Raw genomic sequence first — 21942 nt, 5'->3', positions numbered from 1 at the left:
CTCTCTTACGCGCAGCACCGGCTGTGGTTCCTGAACCGGCTTGAGGGCCCGAGCGCCACGTACAACGTGCCGCTGGCCCTGCGGCTCGGCGGTCGCGTCGACGCGGAGGCGCTGCGCGCCGCCCTGGCCGACGTGGTCGCCCGGCACGAGAGCCTGCGCACCGTCTTCCCCGAGGTCGACGGCGAGCCCCGGCAGCGCGTCCTCAGCGGTGACGCGGCCGTCCCGGAGCTGACCGAGACCGCCGTGGCCGAGCCGGAGCTGGACGCCGCCCTCCGCGTGGCCGCCGGCCACGCGTTCGCGCTGGACGCCGAACTGCCGCTCAAGGCGACGCTGTTCCGGGTCGCCGAGGAGCGCTCCGTCCTGCTGGTGCTGCTGCACCACATCGCCGCCGACGGCTGGTCCGTGGCCATCCTGCTGCGCGACCTGTCCGCCGCCTACGCCGCCCGGCTGGGCGGCGGGGGGGGGGGGGGGGGGGGGGGGGGCGCCGCGGCTCCCGCGTGGGAGCCGCTGGAGATCCAGTACGCCGACTACGCGCTCTGGCAGCGCGAGGTGCTCGGTGACGAGAGCGACCCGGAGAGCGTGATCTCCCGGCAGTCGGCGTTCTGGGCCGAGACCCTGGCCGGCGCGCCGGAGCTGCTGGAGCTCCCCGCCGACCGCCCCCGCCCGGCCGTCGCGGGGCACCGCGGCGAGACCGTGCCGCTGACCGTGGACGCCGAGACCCACCGCCGCCTGGCGGAGCTGGCCCGCGCCAACCGCTGCAGCCTCTTCATGGTGGTGCAGGCCGGTCTCGCGGCCCTGCTGAGCCGCCTCGGCGCGGGCACGGACATTCCGATCGGTACGGCGGTGGCGGGCCGTACGGACGAGGCGCTGGACGATCTGGTCGGCTTCTTCGTCAACACGCTGGTGCTGCGCACGGACGTGTCGGGCGACCCGAGCTTCCGGGAGCTGCTGGAGCGGGTGCGGGAGGCCGATCTGGCGGCCTTCGCCCACCAGGACATCCCGTTCGAGCGGCTGGTCGAGATCGTCAACCCGGCCCGTACGCTGGCCCATCACCCGCTGTTCCAGGTGATGCTGGTCCTGCAGAACAACGCCGAGGGCAAGCCGCACCTGCCCGGCCTGGACGTCGAGGTCGAGGACCTCAACGCCGGGACCGCCAAGTTCGACCTGTCCTTCACCCTGCACGAGCGGCGGGGCGAGGACGGCGCGCCGGCCGGCCTCACCGGTGGACTCACCTACGCCGTCGACCTGTTCGACGAGACGACCGCCGCGTATCTCGCGGGCTGCCTCGCCCGGCTGCTGAGCGCCGCCGCGGCCGATCCGGCGCGGCCGGTCGGTGAGCTGGAGGTGCTCTCGCCGGAGGAGCGGGAGCGGGTGCTGGTGGCGTGGAACGACTCCGCGCGTGAGGTGGACGAGGCGCCGCTGCCCTGGCTGTTCGAGCGGCAGGTCTCCCAGGCGCCGGACGCGGTCGCGGCGGTCTTCGGTGACACCGAGCTGACCTACGTTGAGTTGAACGAGCGGGCGAACCGGCTGGCCCACCACCTGATCGCCTCGGGTGTCGGCCCGGAGCGGGTGGTGGCCGTGGCGCTGCCGCGCTCGCTGGAGTGGCTGGTCTCCATCCTCGCCGTCTCCAAGGCCGGCGGCGCGTATCTGCCCGTCGACCCGGAGTACCCGGCGGAGCGCATCGCGTACATGCTCGACGACGCCCGCCCCCACGCGGTCATCACCGACCGCGCCACCCTCGACCGGCTGCCGGCGGGCACCTCCGCCCTGGTCCTCGACGCGGACGCGACCGCCGGGGCGCTGGAGCGGGCCGCCGCCGGGAATCCGACGGACGCCGAGCGCTCGGCGCCCCTCACCCCGGCGAGCCCCGCCTACATGATCTACACCTCGGGCTCGACCGGCCGTCCCAAGGGCGTGGTCGTCACCCACCGGGGCATCGCGAGCCTCGTCACCGCCCAGATCGAGGCGTTCGAGGTGGGCCCCGACAGCCGGGTGCTGCAGTTCGCCTCGCCCAGCTTCGACGCCGCCACCTGGGAAGTCTGCATGGCGCTGCTGTCGGGCGCCCGGCTGGTGATGGCCGAGGCCGAGTGGCTGCTGCCCGGCGAGGCCCTGATGCAGACCCTGGCCCGGCACGGCGTCACCCACGCCACCCTGCCGCCGGCCGCCCTCGCGGTGCTGCCCGAGGGCGCGCAGCCGCAGGGGATGACCCTGGTCGTGGCCGGTGAGGCGTGTGCGCCGGGCCAGGTGGAGCGCTGGTCGGCCGGCCGCCGGATGGTCAACGCGTACGGGCCGACCGAGACGACCGTCTGCGCGACGATGAGCGGGCCGGTGAGCGGAGCTGTCACCCCGCCCATCGGCCGCCCGATCGCCAATGCGCAGGTGTACGTGCTGGACGCGGCGCTGCGGCCGGTGCCGGTGGGCGTGCCCGGCGAGCTGTACGTGGCCGGCGCGGGTCTGGCCCGCGGCTACCACCGGCGGCCGGAGCTGACGGCCGGCCGGTTCGTGGCCGACCCGTACGGTCCGGCCGGCTCGCGGATGTACCGCACCGGTGACCTGGCGCGCTGGCGTCACGACGGCCAGCTGGAGTTCATCGGCCGCGCCGACCACCAGGTGAAGCTGCGCGGCTTCCGGATCGAGCTCGGTGAGATCGAGGCGGTGCTGGCCGCGCACGAGACGGTGGCCCAGGCCGCGGTGATCGTCCGCGAGGACCGGCCCGGCGACCGGCGGCTGGTGGCGTACGTCGTCCCCGCTGCCGGCGGGTGCGACGAGGCGGCGCTGCGCGGCCACGCGGCCACCGCCCTGCCCGACTACATGCTGCCGTCGGCCGTCGTCGCGCTCGACGCCCTGCCGCTCACCCCCAACGGCAAGGTGGACCACAAGGCGCTGCCCGCGCCCGACCGGTCCGCCCGCCCCGAGGGCCGCGCGCCGCGCACCCCGCGCGAGGAGATCCTGTGCGGTCTGTTCGCCGAGGTCCTCGGCGTCGACCGGGTCGGCGTGGACGACAACTTCTTCGACCTGGGCGGCCACTCCCTGATGGCCACCCGGCTGATCAGCCGTGTCCGCTCGGCCTTCGGCGTCGAACTCGCCATCAAGGCGCTGTTCGAGGCCCCGAGCGTGGCCGCCCTGGCCGGCCGCCTGGACGGCGCCGAGCAGGCGCGCACCCGCCCCACCGGCGGCCGGCGCCCCGAGGCGCTGCCGCTGTCCTTCGCCCAGCGCCGGCTGTGGGTGCTCGACCACGTCGAGGGCCCGAGCGCCACGTACAACGTGCCGCTGGCGCTGCGGCTGAGCGGCCGCGTCGACGAGGACGCGCTGCGCGCCGCCCTGGCCGACGTGGTCGCCCGGCACGAGAGCCTGCGGACGCTGTTCACCGAGGTGGACGGCGAGCCCCGACAGGTGGTCGTGCCCGCGGACGGGGCCGCCCCCGCCCTGGAGACCGTGCGGGTCACCGAGGAGGGGATCGAGCCGGCGCTGCGCGAGGCGGCCGGTCACGCCTTCGCCCTCGGCACCGAACTGCCGCTGAAGGCGACCCTGTTCCGGGTCGCCGAGGACCGGTCGGTGCTGCTGGTGCTGCTGCACCACATCGCGGCCGACGGCTGGTCCACGGGCCCGCTGCTGCGGGACCTGTCCACCGCCTACGCCGCCCGGCTGGGCGGCGCGGCCCCCGCGTGGGAGCCCCTGGAGGTGCAGTACGCCGACTACGCGCTCTGGCAGCGCGAGGTGCTCGGTGACGAGGCGGACCCGGAGAGCGTGATCTCCCGGCAGTCGGCGTTCTGGGCCGAGACCCTGGCCGGCGCGCCGGAGCTGCTGGACCTGCCGGTGGACATGCCGCGCCCGGCCACCGCCTCGTACCGCGGCGGCCAGGTGGACTTCGCCATCGGCGCCACGACGCACCGCGCCGTGGTGGAGCTGGCGCGCCGCACCGGCACCACGACCTTCATGGTCGTGCAGGCCGGCCTCGCGGCCCTGCTGAGCCGCATGGGTGCCGGCACGGACATTCCGATCGGTACGGCGGTGGCGGGCCGTACGGACGAGGCGCTGGACGATCTCGTCGGCTTCTTCGTCAACACGCTGGTGCTGCGCACGGACGTGTTGGGCGACCCGAGCTTCCAGGAGCTGCTGGAGCGGGTGCGGGAGGCCGATCTGGCGGCCTTCGCCCACCAGGACATCCCGTTCGAGCGGCTCGTGGAGATCGTCAACCCGGCGCGCTCGCTCGCCCACAGCCCCCTCTTCCAGGTCATGCTGACCCTGCAGAGCCAGGCGGCGGCCCGGATCGAGCTCCCCGGCCTGGAGACCCGCGTCGAGGGACTGGACGCCGGGGCCGCCAAGTTCGACCTCTCCTTCAGCCTGCGCGACCACCAGGATGCCGACGGCGCCCCCGGCGGCATCGACGGCAGCGTCGTCTACGCCACCGACCTGTTCACGCCGGAGACCGTCGAGCTGCTCGCCGAGCGGCTGGTGCGCCTCCTGGACGAGGCCGCGGCCGATCCGGCGCGGCCGGTCGGCGAGCTGGAGGTGCTCTCGCCGGAGGAGCGGGAGCGGGTGCTGGTGGCGTGGAACGACTCCGCGCGTGAGGTGGACGAGGCGCCCCTGCCGTGGCTGTTCGAGCGGCGGGTGGCCCAGGCGCCGGACGCGGTCGCGGCGGTCTTCGGTGACACCGAGCTGACCTACGCCGAGTTGAACGAGCGGGCGAACCGGCTGGCGCACCACCTGATCGCCTCGGGCGTGGGCCCGGAGCGGGTGGTCGCGGTGGCGCTGCCGCGCTCGCTGGAGTGGCTGGTGTCGATCCTGGCCGTCTCCAAGGCCGGTGGCGCGTATCTGCCGGTCGACCCGGAGTACCCGGCGGAGCGCATCGCGTACATGCTCGACGACGCCCGCCCTCACACCGTCGTCACCCTCGGCGACAGCGCCGCCGGCCTCCCGGCCGACGGCCCCTGGCGCACCCTGCGCCTCGACGACCGGGAGCTGGCCGCCGCCCTGGCCCGGCGCCCCGGCCACGACCCGTCCGACGCCGAGCGGACCGGCCCGCTGACGGCGGACCATGCCGCGTACACCATCTACACCTCGGGCTCGACCGGCCGTCCCAAGGGCGTGGTCGTCACCCACCGGGGCATCGCGAGCCTGGCCGCCGGCCAGATCGACGTCTTCGGGGTCCGCCCCGACAGCCGGGTGCTGCAGTTCGCCTCGCCCAGCTTCGACGCCGCCACCTCCGAGGTGTGCATGGCGCTGCTGTCCGGCGCCCGGCTGGTGATGGCCGAGGCCGAGCGGCTGCTGCCCGGCGAGGCGCTCGTCGAGACCCTCGCCCGGCACGGCGTCACCCACGCCACCCTGCCGCCGGCCGCCCTCGCCGTACTGCCCGACGGCGCCCTGCCCGCGACCATGACCCTCGTCGTGGCCGGTGAGGCGTGTGCGCCCGGTCAGGTGGAGCGCTGGTCGGCCGGCCGCCGAATGATCAACGCGTACGGGCCGACCGAGACCACCGTCTGCGCCACCATGAGCGGGCCGGTGAGCGGAGCCGTCACCCCGCCCATCGGCCGCCCGATCGCCAACGCGCAGGTCTACGTGCTGGACGCGGCCCTGCGCCCGGTGCCGGTCGGCGTCCCCGGCGAGCTGTACGTCGCCGGCGCGGGCCTCGCCCGCGGCTACCACCAGCGGCCCGAGCTCACCGCCGGCCGGTTCGTCGCCAACCCGTACGGGCCCGCCGGCTCGCGGATGTACCGCACCGGCGACCTGGCGCGCTGGCGTCACGACGGCCAGCTGGAATTCATCGGCCGCGCCGACCACCAGGTCAAGGTCCGCGGCTTCCGCATCGAGCTCGGCGAGATCGAGACGGTGCTGGCCGCGCACGAGACGGTGGCCCAGGCCGCGGTGATCGTGCGCGAGGACCGGCCCGGCGACCGGCGGCTGGTGGCGTACGTCGTCCCCGCCGCCGGCAGCGGGACCGGCTGCGAGACCGGCGCCCTGCGCGAGCACACCGCGGGCCTCCTGCCCGACTACATGGTGCCCTCCGCGCTCGTCGCGCTCGACGCCCTGCCGCTCACCCCCAACGGCAAGGTGGACCACAAGGCGCTGCCCGCGCCCGACCACTCCGCCCGCCCCGAGGGCCGGGCCCCGCGCACCCCGCGCGAGGAGACGCTGTGCGCCCTCTTCGCCGAGGTGCTGGGCATCGAACGCGCCGGTGTGGACGACAACTTCTTCGAGCTCGGCGGGGACAGCATCCTCTCCATCCAGCTCGTCAGCCGGGCCCGCAGGGCCGGGCTGGTCGTCACCGCCCGCGACGTGTTCAAGCACCAGTCCCCGGCCGCCCTGGCCCGGATCGCCGAGGACGCCGGCGGCCCCGCCGAGGAGGACCCGGACGCCGGCATCGGCGCCCTGCCGCTGACCCCGATCATGCACTGGCTGCGCGACCTGGGCGGCGCCTACGAGGGCTTCAACCAGTCGATGGTCGTCCGGGTGCCGGCCGGCGCCTCGGAGCGGCGGCTGCACGCGGCCGTACGGGCCCTGCTCGACCGGCACGACGTGCTGCGCTCCCGGCTCGTCGGCCCCGGCACCGACGGGGACTGGCACCTTCGGGTGGCGCCGCGCGGCGCGACGGACATCGCCGGCCTGGTGCGCCGGGTGGACGTGACCGGGCTGACCGGCGCCGCCCTGGACGCCGCCGTGGCCGAGCACGGCGAGGCGGCCCGCGCCGGGCTGGCCCCGGCCGACGGCGCGATGCTCCGCCTCGTCTGGTTCGACGCCGGCCCCGACCACCCCGGCATGCTGCTGATCGTCGCCCACCACCTGGTGGTCGACGGCGTCTCCTGGCGCATCCTGCTGCCCGACCTGGCCACCGCCTGGGAGGCCGCGGCCGGCGGCGCGGAGCCGGGCGCGACCGCGCTCGAACCGGTGCCCACCTCCTTCCGCCGCTGGGCCGAACGGCTCGCCGCGGCCGCGGCCGAGCCGCGCCGGGTGGCGGAACTCCCGCTGTGGCAGCGCGTCCTGGACACCCCCGACCCGGTGCTGGGCGAGGCCGCCGCCGCCCCGGCCCGGGACGTCGCCGGCACCACCCGGTCCCTGACCCTGCGGCTGCCGTCCGACGTCACCGAACCCCTGCTGACCACCGTCCCCGCCGCCTTCCACGCCGGCGTCAACGACGCCCTGCTCACCGCCCTCGCCCTCGCCGTGCGCGAGCACCGCGAGCGGCGCGGGCGGGCCGCCGGCACCGATGGCGCGGTCCTGATCGACCTGGAGGGCCACGGCCGCGAGGAGATCGTCGAGGGCGCGGAACTCTCCCGCACCGTCGGCTGGTTCACCTCGCTCTTCCCCGTGCGCCTCGACCCCGGCCCGGTGGACCTCGCCGCCGGCGGAGCCGCCGCCGGCGCCGCCCTCGGCCAGGCGCTCAAGCGGGTCAAGGAGCAACTGCGCGAACTGCCCGACAACGGCCTCGGTTACGGGCTGCTGCGCCACCTCAACCCGGAGACCGCCCCGCTGCTCGCCGGGCGGCCCACCCCCCAGATCGGCTTCAACTACCTCGGCCGGTTCCCCGTCGCGGGCGGCGGGGACGCGGGGGCGGCGGGCGGCGATGACCGGCGTACGAGCGCCGCCGCCGACTGGGCGGTGGTCCCCGGAGTGCGCGGTCCCGCCCCCCGGGACGCGGCGATGCCGGTCGGCCACGCCCTGGAGATCAACGCCATCACCGAGGACCACCCCGGCGGTCCCCTGCTCAGCGCCACCTGGACCTGGCCCGCCGCGCTCTTCACCGAGGACGACGTGCGCGCGCTGGCCGAGGGCTGGTTCCGGATGCTGCGCGCCCTGGTGGACGGCACGGCCGCCTCCGACGCGGGCGGCTTCACCCCGTCCGACCTCTCGCTGGTCGAGCTGAGCCAGGACGAAATCGACGATCTTGAAGCTGAACTTAAGGAACTCGCATGAAGACTTCGGGACTCGAGGATGTCCTGCCCCTCTCCCCGCTCCAGGAGGGCCTCCTCTTCCACGCGCTCGCCGATGAGGCCGGCACGGACGTGTACAACACCCAGCTCTTCCTCGACCTGGAGGGGCCGCTGGACACCGAGCGGCTGCGCACCGCCGTCGGCGCCCTGCTGCGCCGCCACCCCAACCTCCGGGCGGGCTTCCGGCAGCGGAAGAACGGCCAGGCCATCCAGGTGATCCACCGCGAGGTGCCGCTGCCCTGGGCCGAGCTGGACCTCGGTGACCTGACCGAGGAGGCCCGGCAGGCCGAGCTCACCGCGCTGCTCGACGCCGACCGCGCCCGCCGCTTCGACCTCGCCACGCCGCCCGCGGTGCGCTTCACCCTCGTCCGGCTCGCCCCCGGGCGCCACCGGCTGGTGATGACCAACCACCACATCCTGATCGACGGCTGGTCGGCCCCGGTGCTGCTGCGCGAGCTGCTCGCCCTGTACGCCGACCATGGCTCGGCCGCCGGCCTGCCGCCGGTCACCCCGTACCGCGAGTACCTCGCCTGGCTCGCCCGCCAGGACACGGCCGCCGCCAAGGACGCCTGGCGCCGGGCGCTGGCCGGCCTGGCCGGGCCGACCCTGGTGATGCCCGCCGACCCGGACCGGCCCGGGGTGCTCCCCGAGTACCACTCCACCGATCTGCCCGAGGAGCTCACCACGGCCCTGGAGGCCATGGCGCGCGGGCGCAACCTCACGGTCAACACCCTGCTCCAGGGCGCCTGGGCCATGGTGCTCGCCGAGCTCACCGGCCGCGACGACGTGGTGTTCGGCTCGGTCGTCTCCGGCCGGCCGCCGGAGATCCCCGGCATCGAGACCATGGTCGGGCTGTTCATCAACACCGTTCCGGTGCGGGTGGGCCTCGACCGCTCGGCGTCGCTCGCCGACAACCTCGCCCGCCTCCAGGAGGAGCAGGCCGACCTCCTCGCCCACCAGCAGCTGCGGCTGGGCGAGGTGCAGCGGCTCGCCGGGCACGGCGACCTGTTCGACACCGCGCTGACCGTCGAGAACTACCCCTCCGACGAATCGGCCCGCAAGGAGGTCGCCGGGCTGCGCGTCGCCCGCGTCACCGGCAAGGACGCGGCGCACTACCCGCTGCGCCTGATCGCCGGCATGGCCGGCCGCCGGCTGCACATCAAGCTGGAGTACCGGCCCGACCTGTTCGACCGGGCCGCGGCCGAGGTGCTCGTCGCCCGCGTCGAGCAGCTCGTGCGCACCGCGGTGACGACGCCCGAGCTGGCCCTCGGCGCGGTCGAGCCGCTCACGGACCAGCAGCGTGCGGCGCTGCCGGCGGCCCTTTTCGGTGCGAAGGACGGGTCCGACGGCCCCGACGACGCCGACACCGCCGCCGAGGCCGGCCGGGCCGCGGCCCGCCGCCGTACGGACCGGCAGCCCTCCCCCCAGGAGGAGATCCTGCGCGGCCTGTTCGCCGAGGTGCTCGCCAAGCCGTCCGTCGCCGTCGACGACGACTTCTTCGAGCTCGGCGGCCACTCGCTGTCCGCGATCAAGCTGCTGGGCCGGGTCCGCGCCACCTTCGGCGTCGAGCTGCCCGTGCGCACCCTGTTCGAGGCCCCGACCGTCGCCGCCCTCGCCCAGCGGCTCGACCAGGGCCGGACCGCCCGCGAGCCGGTCCGCCCGGCCGAGCGCCCCGAGCGCGTACCGCTCTCCTTCGCCCAGCGCCGGCTGTGGTTCCTCGACCGCCTGGAGGGCCCGAGCGCCACGTACAACATCCCCATGCCGCTGCGGCTCACCGGCGCGCTCGACCCGGCCGCGCTGCGGGCCGCGCTGGGCGACGTGGTCGCCCGCCACGAGAGCCTGCGCACCGTGTTCGCCGAGGCGGAGGGCGTGCCGTACCAGCGCATCCTCGACGCCGCCGAGGTGACCTGCGAGCTGCCCGTGGTGGACGTCGACGACGCCGGGCTGCCGGCCGCGCTCGGCGAGGCCGCCCGCCGGCCCTTCGACCTGGCGGTCGAGACCCCGCTGCGCGCCACTCTCTTCCGGCTCGACGAGGAGCGGCACGTCCTGCTGATCCTGGTCCACCACATCGCCGGCGACGGCTGGTCCGTCTCCCCGCTCCTGCGCGACCTGGCGGAGGCGTACACCGCGCGGCTCGGCGGCGCGGCGCCTCAGTGGGAGCCGCTGGCCGTCCAGTACGCGGACTACACGCTGTGGCAGCGGGCGCTGCTGGGCGACGACGACGCGGCCACCGCCGGTGGGGTCGCCGAGGGTGACGTCGCCGGCGAGGCCGGTTCCGCCGAGGCCGACGGCGCTTCCGGGGCCGCTTCCGGGGCCGCGTCCGCCGGGGGCTCCGCTTCCGACAGCCTGCTGGCCCGGCAGCTCGCCTACTGGACCGACCGGCTGGCCGGCGCCCCCGAGCTGCTCGACCTGCCCACCGACCGGCCCCGCCCCGCCGTCGCCGACCACCGCGGCGACACCGTGGAGCTGGCCGTCGACGCGGCCACCCACCGCGCCCTGCTGACCCTGGCCCGCGCCCACCGGTGCAGCCTCTTCATGGTCGTCCAGGCCGGCCTCGCCGCGCTGCTCACCCGCCTCGGCGCGGGCACCGACATCCCCATCGGCACGGCGGTCGCCGGCCGTACGGACGAGGCGCTCGACGACCTGGTCGGCTTCTTCGTCAACACCCTCGTGCTGCGCACGGACACCGCCGGCGACCCCAGCTTCCAGGAGCTGCTGGAACGCGTCCGGGAGAGCGACCTCGCCGCGTACGCCCACCAGGACGTGCCCTTCGAGCGGCTCGTCGAGGCCGTCAACCCGGTGCGCTCGGCCGCCGCCCACCCCCTGTTCCAGGTGATGCTGGCGTTCCAGAACACCACCGGCCCCCGCTTCGAGCTGCCGGGCGTCACCGTCGACTTCGAGGCCACCGGAGCCGGCGCCGCCAAGTTCGACCTGTCGTTCAGCGTCGCCGAGAGCCAGGGCGCCGACGGCGAGCCGGCGGGCCTGCGCGGCATCGTCGAGTACGCCACCGCCCTCTTCGACCGGGACAGCGCGCAGCGCCTCGCGGACCGCTTCGCCCGGCTGCTGGCCTCGGCCGCCGCCGCCCCCGACGCGCCGCTGAGCCGGCTCGCCACCCTCGCCGACGACGAGCGCGAGCAGCTCCTGCACGGCTGGAACGCCACCGCCCGCGAGCTGGAGCGGGCCCCGCTCGCCGACCTGTTCGGCGCCCAGGCCGCCCGCACCCCCGACGCCCCCGCGCTGTCCTGCGCCGGCGTGGAGCTCGACTACCGGGAGCTCGACGAGCGGGCCAACCGGCTCGCCCACCAGCTCATCGCGCGCGGCGTCGGGCCCGAGCGGTTCGTGGCCGTCGCCCTGCCCAAGTCGGCCGAGCTGATCGTGGCGGTCCTGGCCGTGACCAAGGCGGGCGGCGCGTACGTGCCGCTCGACCCCGCGTACCCCGCCGAGCGGCTCGCCCTGATGCTCGCCGACACCGACCCGGTGTGCGTGCTCACCGACCGGGCCGCCGCCGCGGCCCTGCCCGACCCGCTGCCCGGCGCCGCCGAGCTCGTCCTCCTCGACGACCCCGGCCACGCCGCCGAGGTGGCCGCCCGCCCGGCGACCGCCCCCACCGACGCGGACCGGACCGCGGCCCTGCGCGTGGACCACCCGGCGTACGTCATCTACACCTCCGGCTCCACCGGCACCCCCAAGGGCGTCGTGGTCACCCACCGAGGGCTCGCCGCCCTCGCCGACCACCACCGCGACTTCCACGCCGCCGGGCCCGGCAGCCGGGTGATCCAGTTCGTCTCGCCCAGCTTCGACGTCTCCGTCTCCGAGCTGTGCATGGCGCTGCTGTCCGGCGCGTGCCTGGTGGTGCCCGAGCGCACCCCGGTCGGCGAGGAGCTCGCCCGCTTCCTCGCCGACGAGCGGATCACCCACGCCCATATGCCGCCCTCGGTGCTCGCCGGGCTGCCCGACGCGGAGCTGCCCGAGCTGCGCACGCTGATCGTCGGCGGCGAGGTCTGCGCCCCCGAGCTCGTGGAGCGCTGGTCGCGCGGCCGCCGGCTGGTCAACGGCTACGGCCCGACCGAGGCCACGGTCGAGGTCACCTCGGCCCTCTGCGACCCGGCCGCGGGCCCCGGCCCGCAGCCCATCGGCCGGCCCCTCGCCAACACCCAGGCGTATGTGCTCGACGCGGCGCTGCGGCCGGTGCCGGCCGGGGTGCCCGGCGAGCTCTACCTCGCCGGCGACGGGCTGGCGCGCGGCTATCTGCGCCGGCCCGCCGTGACCGCCGAGCGCTTCGTCGCCAACCCGTACGGCGCCCCCGGCAGCCGCCTGTACCGCACCGGTGACCTGGTGCGATGGCGCAAGGACGGGCAGCTGGAGTTCGTCGGCCGGGCCGACGGCCAGGTGAAGCTGCGCGGCTTCCGCATCGAGCTCGGCGAGGTCGAGGACGCGATCGCGCGGCAGCCGGAGGCGGCGCGCGCGGTGGTGACCATCCGCGAGGACCGGCCGGGCGACCGGCGGCTGGTGGCGTACGTGGTCCTGGCGGGGGCCGACCGCGACGGCTCCGCCGATGGCGCCTCCGATGGCGCCTCCGAGGCGGACGTGCTCGCCCGGCTGCGCTCCCGGCTGCTCGGCCGGCTCCCCGAGTACATGGTGCCCTCGGCGCTGGTGGCCCTGGACGATCTGCCGCTCACCCCCAACGGCAAGGTCGACCACAAGGCGCTGCCCGCGCCGGCCGCCGCCCCCACCGGCCGGGCCCCGCGCTCTGCCCGCGAGGACGTGCTGTGCCGGCTGTTCGCCGAGGTCCTCGGCGTCGACCACATCGGCATCGACGACAACTTCTTCGAGCTCGGCGGCCACTCGCTGCTCGCCTCCAAGCTGGCCGGGCTGATCGGCCCGGTGCTCGGCGCGCGGGTCACCGTCCGCACGGTCTTCGAGGCCCCGACGCCCGCCGCGCTGTGCGAGCGGCTCGACGGCGACGGCGGCGGCGCGGCCGGCGGCTTCGACGTCCTGCTGCCGCTGCGCGCCACGGGGGAGCGGCCGCCGCTGTTCTGCGTCCACCCCGTCGGCGGCCTGAGCTGGTGCTACGCGGGTCTGCTGCGCGGCCTGGACGCCGAGCAGCCGGTGTACGGCCTCCAGTCGCGCGGCGTCGACGGCCGCGAGCGGCCGGCCGGTTCGCTGGCCGAGATGCTCGACGACTACGTGGCGCAGATCCGCTCGGTGCAGCCGTCCGGGCCCTACCACCTGGTGGGCTGGTCCCTCGGCGGCGCCGTCGCCCAGGCGCTGGCGGCGGAACTCCAGCAGCGGGGCGAGGAGGTGGCGCTGCTCGCGCTGCTCGACTCCTACCCGGTGGCGGAGGACCGCAAGGAGCCCCTGAAGGAGCAGCGGGTGCTCACCGACATGTTCCAGGCGTACGCCCGCATGCACGGCGAGTCGGACGAGGTGCCCGCGACGCTCGACGAGGTCCGCCGGCGCATCGTCGGCTACATGGGCCGCGGCGAGAGCGAGTCCCGCCACCTCGACGAGACCCAGCGCGCGGCGGTGCTCGACGTCCTGGTCAACAACGTCCGCCTGGTGACCCCGGTGGAGCCGGCCCCCTACAAGGGCGACCTGCTCCTGATGGTGGCCACGGAGAACCGCCGCGAGTGGGCGGACCCGAGCGCGTGGAACCCGTACATCGGCGGTGACATCCACCAGGTGGAGATCGCCACCACGCACGAGCGCATGATGGAGCCGGCGCCGCTGGCGGAGATCGCGAAGGTACTGGCGGAGCGCCTGCCCCGCGCGTGACCCCTGCCGCACGGGCGCGCCGCGCCCGTGCAGCAACTCGCCAAGCACGGCACCGACATGAGGCCCCGCGCCCGTCCCCCTCCCCGGGGCGGACGAGCGCGGGGCCTTCCCCGTGTCCGGGACACAGGACGCGCCGGCCTTCGGCCCGCGCCGCCCGTGGATCGGGGCCGCGGCCGCCCCCCGGTGGGGGGCAATCCGCGACGTGAAACCGCGAAACAGAACCGCGACACGGGACCGCCCGTGCGCGGTAATTCCCGTGCGGAAAGGAATCGATACCCCGCCGATAATTCGCCCGCATAGCGTCCCGACCACCAGTCTTACGCCGCCTTTCCCCCGAGCCCCGGAGGAGAGTCGCGGCGGCTCAGCCAGGTGGAGGGTCGTGCTCGTGGTGAACAGAGCGGAGAAACCCGGGGCGGCACGCGGAGGCCGGGTGCGCCGGATATCCGGGGCGTTGCGCCGGGGGGCCCTCGTGGGGGCCGTGGCCGCCGCGGTGGCCGTGCCGGTGACCGGGGCGCAGGCGTCCCAGGGGCCCGCGCCGGCCGCCGCGCCCGCCCCCGGGTCCGCCGCCCCCGCCGGGCTCAGCACGCTCGACGCGCGCTACCGCGCCGCGCGGCAGGACATCCAGGCCGCGCTGCGCGCGGCGGAGCGCGGCGACGACCCCACCCGCACCCGCGCGCTGCGCGAACTCGCGGCGCCCGAGCGGCAGTTCCTGTCGTTCGACGCCCGCGGCGCCGGCCGCGCCGTGGAGGTCCTCGGGGACCTGGCGCACGCCGACCGCGTCGCCGTCCTCGTGCCGGGCGCCGACACCACGCTCGACCGCTTCGACACCCGTGGCGGCACCCCCTGGGCCGCCCCCGGCGGCGGGGCGCGCGCCCTGCTGGCCCAGGCGCGCGAGACCGGCGGCCCGGGGGCGCGCACCGCCGTCGTCGCCTGGCTCGGCTACCGCACGCCGAACACCATCAGTGCCTCCGTGATCACCCCCGGCCGCGCGGACGACGGCGCCCGCGAACTGCGCGCCCTCGTCACCGAACTGCGCCGCGCCGCCCCCGGGGCCGGCATCGCCCTGCTGTGCCACAGCTATGGCTCCGTGGTCTGCGGGCGCGCCGCCCCCGGCCTGCCGGTGGCCGACATCGCGCTGTTCGGCAGCCCCGGCACCGGCGCCCGCACCGTGGCCGGCCTCGCCACGAACGCCCGGGTGTGGGCGGGCCGGGCGAGCGGCGACGCGATCGCGAACGTGCCGCACGTCTCCTTCCCGCTGCCGCTCGGTACGACGCTGGGCCTGGGTACGGACCCGGTCGCCCCCGCCTTCGGGGCCCGGGTGTTCGCGGCCGGCGACGGCGGCCACGGCGACTATCTGAGACCCGGCTCGGTCCCACTGCGCAACCTCGCCCTGATCGCCCTCGGGCGCGCACCGGAGGAGGTGCGCTCCCATGGCTGAGACGGCGGGAATCCTCACCGTGCCCGCCGGCCGGGCACTGCGCTCCGTCCGCGCGTTCGCGGCCCGGATCGACGCGGCCACCCCCGTGGAGCGCGACCGCGCGGTCGACGCCCTGCGGGCGTTCGCGATCGGCGGGGTGGTGCTCGGCCACTGGCTGGTCACCGCCATCATCCAGGGCTCGGACGGCCGCCTCCACGGCGACAGCCCCCTGCACCACCTGCCGGTGTTCACCCCGCTGTCCTGGCTGTTCCAGACGCTGGCCGTGTTCTTCCTGGTCGGCGGCCATGTCGCCGCCCGGAGCTGGGAGTCGGCCCGCGCGCGCGGCACCTCGTACGGGCGCTGGCTGGGCCGCCGGCTGGCCCGGCTGTCGCGCCCGGTGGCGTCCGTCCTGGCGGTGTGGGCGGTGATCACCGGCTGGCTGACGGCGGGCGACGCCGGCTGGGACACCGTCTACACCCTGGTCCATCTGATCGTCTCCCCGCTGTGGTTCCTCGGGGTGTTCGTGCTGCTGACGGCCGCGACCCCGCTCGTGGCCATGGCGGTGCGCGCCCGAGGGGCGTGGGCGGCGGCGCTGCCGGTGGTCACGGTCGCGGCCGTGGACCTGGCCCGCTTCGGTCACGCCGCGCCCGAGCGGCTGGGATGGGTGAACGTCCTCGCCGGCTGGCTCGTCCCGTACTGCCTGGGCGCGGCCTGGGCGGGCGGGGCGTTCAAGGGGTGGCGCGCGCCGCTGACGCTGCTGGTGGGCGGCGCCCTGGCCGCCGCCGCGCTGATCGTGTGGTGCGGATATCCCGCGAGCATGGTGGGCGTGCCCGGCGAGGCCGTGTCCAACCTCAACCCGCCGACGCTGGTCGCGGTCTCCTTCGGGCTGGCCCAGACGGGCCTGGCGCTGCTGGCGCGCGAACCGCTGCGCCGGGCGATGCGCAGGCCACTGGCGTGGGCGGCGGTGGCGATGGTCAACCTCACCGCGATGACGGTGTTCCTGTGGCACCAGACGGCGATGCTGCTGACTACCTCGGTGGGGCTGGCCGTCGGGCATCTGCCGGGGCTGCACACCCCGCCGGACACCCCGCTGTGGGCGGCGGAACGGCTGGCCTGGCTGCCGCTGTTCGCTCTGGTGCTGGTGGGGCTGGTGCTGGCGTTCCGACACCTGGAACACGGCCGTCCGCGATCGCGCCGTACGACGCCCTGACGGCGCCCTGACGGCGCCCTGACGGGCCATGGACGCGCGGTCCCGGAAAAGGGATATCGGGGCCGCAGTCGCATTGATATTCCGGCGATAAACCGCCGATCTACGTTTTTCGCACCGCTGAGATCTCGCGGAAGGCAGAACGAACCGATGCATTATTCGGGTGGAGGGCTGGGCTCGTGGTGAGTTGGTCGGACGAGCGCGCGCACGGGCACGGAAACGGCCCCGGCGGCGCCGGGAGCGACACCGTCGCCGAGCGGGACGCGGACGCGCGCACGGACACGTACGCCGCCGCGGACGTGGCTCGTACGGAGGGCGGTACGGGCGCCGGCGGTACGGAGGCGGTCGGTACGGAGCGCGGTACGGACGCGGGCCGTGCGAAGAGCGGTACGGACGCGGGCCGTCCGGGCCTGGGCCGTACAGACGCGGACCGTCCGGACGCGGACCGCCCCGGCTCCGACCGTATCGACGCGGAGGCGGAGGCGTACTGGCGGGACGTGCTGTCCGCCGGCGGCTTCACCGCCCTGCCCCGCTGGGCCCCCGAGGCGACCGGAACCACGGGCGACGCCCCCGCGATCGCCGCCCACCGCACCGCGATACCCGCCGAGCTGGCCGACGCCCTCACCCGTACGGCGGCCGAACTCGCCGTCCCGGCCGGCGCCCTGCTGCTCGCCGCGCACGTGAAGGTGATGGCCGCGCTCACCGGCGACCGCGAGGTGGTCACCGGCCGCCTCACGACGGCGTACGCCGAGCCGCTGCCCTGCCGTGTGGTCGTCGAGGACGGCCCCTGGCACGAGCTGATCCGCGCGGCGGCCGACGTCGCCGCCGCCGCGGACCGCCACCACCGCGCGCCGCTCGCCGCCCTCCGCGCCGAACTGCGCCGCGCGGACGCGCTGTTCGACACCGTGCTGGTCACGGACCGCGACCCGGCCGAGGCGGACCTCGCCCCGGACACGCTCCTGGCCGTCGGCGTCGCGCACGGGGCGGGCGCGGCCGACGCCACCCCCGCCGAGCTGGTCCTCCTGCACCGCCCGCACGCCGTGAACGGCGACTTCGCCGCCCGCGTCGCCGGCTACCACCTCGCCGCGCTGGCCGCCCTCACCACCGACCCCGGCGCCCCGCACCACGAGCGGAGCCTGCTCTCCGCCGACGAGCTGACCTTCCAGCTGCACGACCTCGCGGGCCCGGAGCGCGAGCTGCCGGACCGCCGGTTCCACGAGCTGTTCGAGGAGCGGGTGCGGCTGCACCCCGACGCCGTGGCCGCCGAGTGCGGCGGCGAGCGGTGGACGTACGACGAGCTGAACCGGCGCGCCAACCGGATCGCGCGGGCCCTGCGCGGGCGCGGGCTGCGCGACGAGGACGTCGTCGCCGTCGCCGCCGAGCGCGGGCTGCCCTGGCTGGCCGCCGTGGTCGCCGTGTTCAAGGCCGGCGGCGCGTATCTGCCGATCGAGCCGCACCTGCCGCCCGACCGCATCGCCACCGTCCTCGACCGCAGCGGCGCCCGCTGGGCCCTGGCGCGGCGGGAGAACGCCACGGCGCTCGACGAGGCCGTGGCCGGCCTGGAGAGCGTCCACGCCGAGTACCTGGACACCGTGCTGGCGGAGGACCACGAGGAGACCGACCTCGGCCTGGCGGTCGGCGCCGACCAGCTCGCGTACATCTACTTCACCTCCGGCTCCACCGGCCTGCCCAAGGGCGCGATGTGCGAGCACGCCGGGTTCCTCAACCACCTGTTCGCGAAGATCGAGGACCTGGGCGTGGCCGAGGGCCGGGTCGTGGCCCAGACCGCCCCCCAGGGCTTCGACATCTCGCTGTGGCAGCTCGTGGCGGCGCTCGTGGTCGGCGGCACCACCCTGATCGTCGAGCAGGACGTGGTCCTGGACGTCCGCCGCTTCGTCGACAAGCTCGACACCGGCCGGGTCGAGGTCGTCCAGCTCGTCCCCTCCTACCTGGAGGTGATCCTCTCCTACCTGGAGCAGCACCCCCGCGAACTGCCCGCGCTGCGCTGCGTGTCCGCCACCGGCGAGGCGCTCAAGAAGGAGCTGGTCGAGCGCTGGTTCGCCACCTTCCCCGGGGTGAAGGTCGTCAACGCCTACGGCCTCACCGAGACCTGCGACGACACCAACCACGAGGTCATGGACCGCGTCCCGGACCACCCGTCCGTGCCGCTGGGCCCGCCCGTGCGCAATGTGCGGGTGCTGATCGTGGACGAGCGCCTGGAGCCCGTGCCGCTGGGCGCCCCCGGGGAAATCGTCTTCTCGGGCGTGTGCGTCGGCCGCGGTTACATCAACGACCCCGAGCGCACCCGGGCCGCGTTCGTGCCCGACCCGCGCCACCCCGGCGGGCGGCTCTACCGCTCCGGTGACTTCGGCCGCTGGCTGCCCGACGGCAAGCTGGAGTTCCTCGGCCGCCGCGACGCCCAGGTGAAGATCCGCGGCTTCCGCATCGAGACCGGCGAGATCGAGAACACGCTGCTGCGGATCGACGGGGTGCGCGACGGCGCCGTCGTCGTCGCCGGCGCCGACGAGGGCAAGCACCTGGTCGCCTTCTACGCGGCGGACGCGGGGCCGGCCGCCGAGCGGGTGCGCGAGCACCTGGCCGGCACGCTGCCGGCGTTCATGGTCCCGGACCACATCCACCGCCGGGAGGCGCTGCCGCTCACCCCCAACGGGAAGATCGACAAGAAGGCGCTGACCAGGCTCGCGAACGAGCTGTCCGCGGCCCGTGCGGAGGGGGCCGGTACGGGGTCGGGCGCGGCGCCCACCACCGACGCCGAGCGCCGGCTCGCGGCCCTGTGGGCGGCGGCCCTGAAGGTCCCGGAGGAGCGGATCGGCCGGCTGGACCACTTCTTCGAGACGGGCGGTACGTCGCTGTCGGCGCTGCGGCTGGTGATCGCGCTCGACCGCCGGGTGACGGTCAAGGAGATCGCCGAGAACCCGGTGCTGGCCGACCTCGCCGCGCTCGTCGACCGGCGGGCGGCGGCGGAGCCGGTCACGGTCTGAGCGAGTCGGTGCGCGGCCTGAGCGGGAGCCGGTCGGCAACCCCGGCCGAGGGCGTACGGGTGCGGGCGCGGACCGGTGCCCGCGCGCCCCGGGAGCGCCGTACGCGACCCGCGCCGCACCCCGTACCCGCACCCGTACTGAGCGCGCGCCGCACCCCGCACCCGTACTGAGCCCGTCGCCGCACCCGTACTGAGCCCGTACCCCGCCCCCGTACGCACCCCAGAGCATCCGAGAGAGCAGAGGCACAGCACCATGACCACCACCCTTGACGTCGCGGCCGTCGATGCCGCGGCCCCGGCCGACGCCGCGCCCGTCGACGCCCCGCACGGCGCGCCGTTCGAGGTGATCGACGAGCCCGGCCGCACCCCGCTGCTGCGCGTGGCCGCCGGCGGGCCGGAGGGCGGCGACGCCGCCGCCTGGGCCGCCGCCCACCGGGAGGCGATCCGCGCCGAGCTGGAGGCCCGCGGCGCCGTGCTGCTGCGCGGCCTGGGCGTCACCACGCCCGACGGCGTCGCGGCCGTCGCCCGCGCCCTGGGCGTCGAGCCCATGGTGGAGCGCGAGCGGTTCGCCGGCCGGCGCGAGCTCGGCGACCGCGTCTACTCCTCCTCGGAGTGGCCGCACGACGAGCCCATCTGCATGCACCACGAGCTCAGCTACGCCGCCGAGGTGCCCGCCACGGCCGTCTTCGGCTGTCTGACCGCGCCCGCCGGGGGCGGCGCCACCACCGTGGCCGACTCCCAGGAGGTGCTGACGGCGCTGCCCGCCGACCTCGTGGCGCGCTTCCGCCGGGACGGCTGGCTGCTGCGCCGCTGCTACCACGAGGTGGGCGTGGCCTGGTCGGAGGCGTTCGGCACGGAGGACCAGGCGGAGATCGACGCGTACTGCGCGGCCCACGCCATCGACCACGAGTGGCTCCCGGACGGCGTGCTGCGCACCCGCCAGCGGCGCGCCGTGGTGATCGAGCACCCGGTCACCGGCCGCCCGGTCTGGTTCAACCAGGCCGCGTTCCTCAACGAGCTGACCCTCGACCCGATGATCCGCGAGTACCTGCTCGCGCTCTACGGCCCCGAGGGCCTGCCGTTCAACACGGCCTACGGCGACGGGGAGCCGATCCCCGCCGAGGTCGTCGAGACGATCAACGCGGCGTACCGCGCGGCGACCCGCCGCGAGCCGTGGCAGGCCGGCGACGTGCTGCTGGTCGACAACCTGCGCATGGCGCACAGCCGCGAGGCGTACCAGGGCGAGCGCGAGATCGCGGTGGTGCTGGGCGACCCCGTACGGCTGCCGGGTCACGTCCTCGACGGCGTCACGGCCTGATCCGGCGCGTCACGCCCTGATCCGGCGCGCGCCCGCGTCTGATCCGGTGCACGCCCGCGCCTGATCCGGCGTACCACGGCCTGATCCGGCGCGCGGCGGTAACGACCCGGCGCGCGCCCCGGCCGGCCTCCCCTTCCCTGCCCTTCACTCCCCTTTTCACGGACCAGCATGACGGAGACACAGATGTCCCAGCCCACAGCGGCACCCTCCTTCGCGGTGATCCCCGGTGCCCAGGTGCACCGGGTCCTCGACGGCAAGGAGCGGGAGGTGGTCGATCTCATCGAGACCGCCTACCGGCTGCACGGAGAGGGCGCGACGGAGAACCCGCCGTCGTACTTCCTGCGCTTCCCCGACCGCCCCAGCTCGCGGATCATCGCCCTGCCGGCCTCCATCGGCGGCGACGTACGCGTGGACGGCCTCAAGTGGATCTCCAGCTTCCCGGAGAACGTGGCCGCCGGCATCCCCCGCGCCTCCGCCGTGCTGATCCTCAACGACCACGACACCGGCTACCCGCTGGCCTGCCTGGAGAGCTCCATCATCAGCGCCGCCCGGACCGCCGCCTCGGCCGCGCTCGCCGCCGAGCGGCTCTCCGCCGGCCGCCCGCGCCCGCTGCGCGTCGGCTTCTTCGGCACCGGCCTGATCGCCCGCTATGTGCACACCTACCTCGTGCGCACCGGCTGGGCGTTCGAGGAGCTCGGGGTGTACGACCTGTCGGAGGAGTCCGCGGAGGGGTTCACCCGCTACGCGGCCGGCACCGGGAGCGCGGACCTGATCACCGTGCACCGCAGCCCCGAGGAGCTCATCCGCTCCTCCGACCTGGTGGTCTTCGCCACCGTCGCGGGCACCCCGCACGTCACCGACCCGGACTGGTTCTCGCACAACCCGCTGGTGCTGCACGTCTCGCTGCGCGACCTGTCGCCCGAGGTGGTGCTGTCGGCGACCAACGTGGTCGACGACGTGGAGCACTGCCTGAAGGCCAACACCTCGCTGCACCTGGCCGAACAGCGGGAGGGCAACCGGGACTTCGTGCACGGCACGCTGTACGACGTGCTGACCGGGGACCTCGTACCGCCCGTCGACCGGCCGGTGATCTTCTCCCCGTTCGGGCTCGGGGTGCTCGACCTCGCGGTCGGCAAGCACGTCCACGACGCCACGCTCGCCGCCGGTGAACTGAACGTCGTGGACGGCTTCTTCCACGAGATGCGCCGCCACGGCTGAGCCGCTCCGGCTTCTTCCACGCGGACGTCGTTCGCCGCGTGCGGCCCCCACGGCCCGCATGGCCCCCCGCCCCACCCC

General features: G+C 75.7%; 6 protein-coding genes and 1 pseudogene. All 7 read left to right on the top strand.

Features of this window, described 5'->3' with window-relative positions; translation table 11 throughout:
* A pseudogene (locus tag ACSNOD_RS06540) lies at nucleotides 1-7911 on the top strand (amino acid adenylation domain-containing protein); the annotation flags it as partial.
* Nucleotides 7908-13703: an amino acid adenylation domain-containing protein gene (locus ACSNOD_RS06535; protein ID WP_436765791.1), complete on the top strand. Its 5796-nt coding sequence runs from the start codon at nucleotides 7908-7910 to the stop codon at nucleotides 13701-13703. The pseudogene ACSNOD_RS06540 and the gene ACSNOD_RS06535, both read left to right, overlap by 4 nt.
* Before the next feature lie 430 nt (nucleotides 13704-14133).
* A complete protein-coding gene (locus ACSNOD_RS06530) occupies nucleotides 14134-15141 on the top strand; it encodes an alpha/beta hydrolase (protein WP_436765790.1) in 1008 nt (335 codons plus the stop codon).
* Nucleotides 15134-16330 (top strand): acyltransferase family protein, encoded by a 1197-nt coding sequence (locus ACSNOD_RS06525; protein WP_436765789.1) that lies wholly within the window; start codon nucleotides 15134-15136, stop codon nucleotides 16328-16330. The genes ACSNOD_RS06530 and ACSNOD_RS06525 overlap by 8 nt, the downstream gene beginning before the upstream one ends.
* A 176-nt stretch (nucleotides 16331-16506) precedes the next feature.
* Nucleotides 16507-19329, top strand: coding sequence for an amino acid adenylation domain-containing protein (locus ACSNOD_RS06520; protein WP_436765788.1), 2823 nt, complete (start codon nucleotides 16507-16509; stop codon nucleotides 19327-19329).
* Between the two features lie 252 nt (nucleotides 19330-19581).
* The gene (locus ACSNOD_RS06515; protein ID WP_436765787.1) at nucleotides 19582-20646 is read left to right on the top strand and encodes a TauD/TfdA family dioxygenase; all 1065 of its coding nucleotides are present in this window, start codon (nucleotides 19582-19584) and stop codon (nucleotides 20644-20646) included.
* 183 nt (nucleotides 20647-20829) lie between these two features.
* Nucleotides 20830-21864, top strand: a complete 1035-nt coding sequence (sbnB, locus tag ACSNOD_RS06510; RefSeq protein WP_436765786.1) for a 2,3-diaminopropionate biosynthesis protein SbnB — start codon at nucleotides 20830-20832, stop codon at nucleotides 21862-21864.
* Nucleotides 21865-21942 lie beyond the last annotated feature (78 nt).

The sequence above is a fragment of the Streptomyces sp. URMC 123 genome, from assembly GCF_051386515.1.
Taxonomy (GTDB): Bacteria; Actinomycetota; Actinomycetes; order Streptomycetales; family Streptomycetaceae; genus Streptomyces.
Note: the sequence above shows the minus strand (reverse complement) of the source record. Positions and strands in the feature narration are given on the sequence as shown.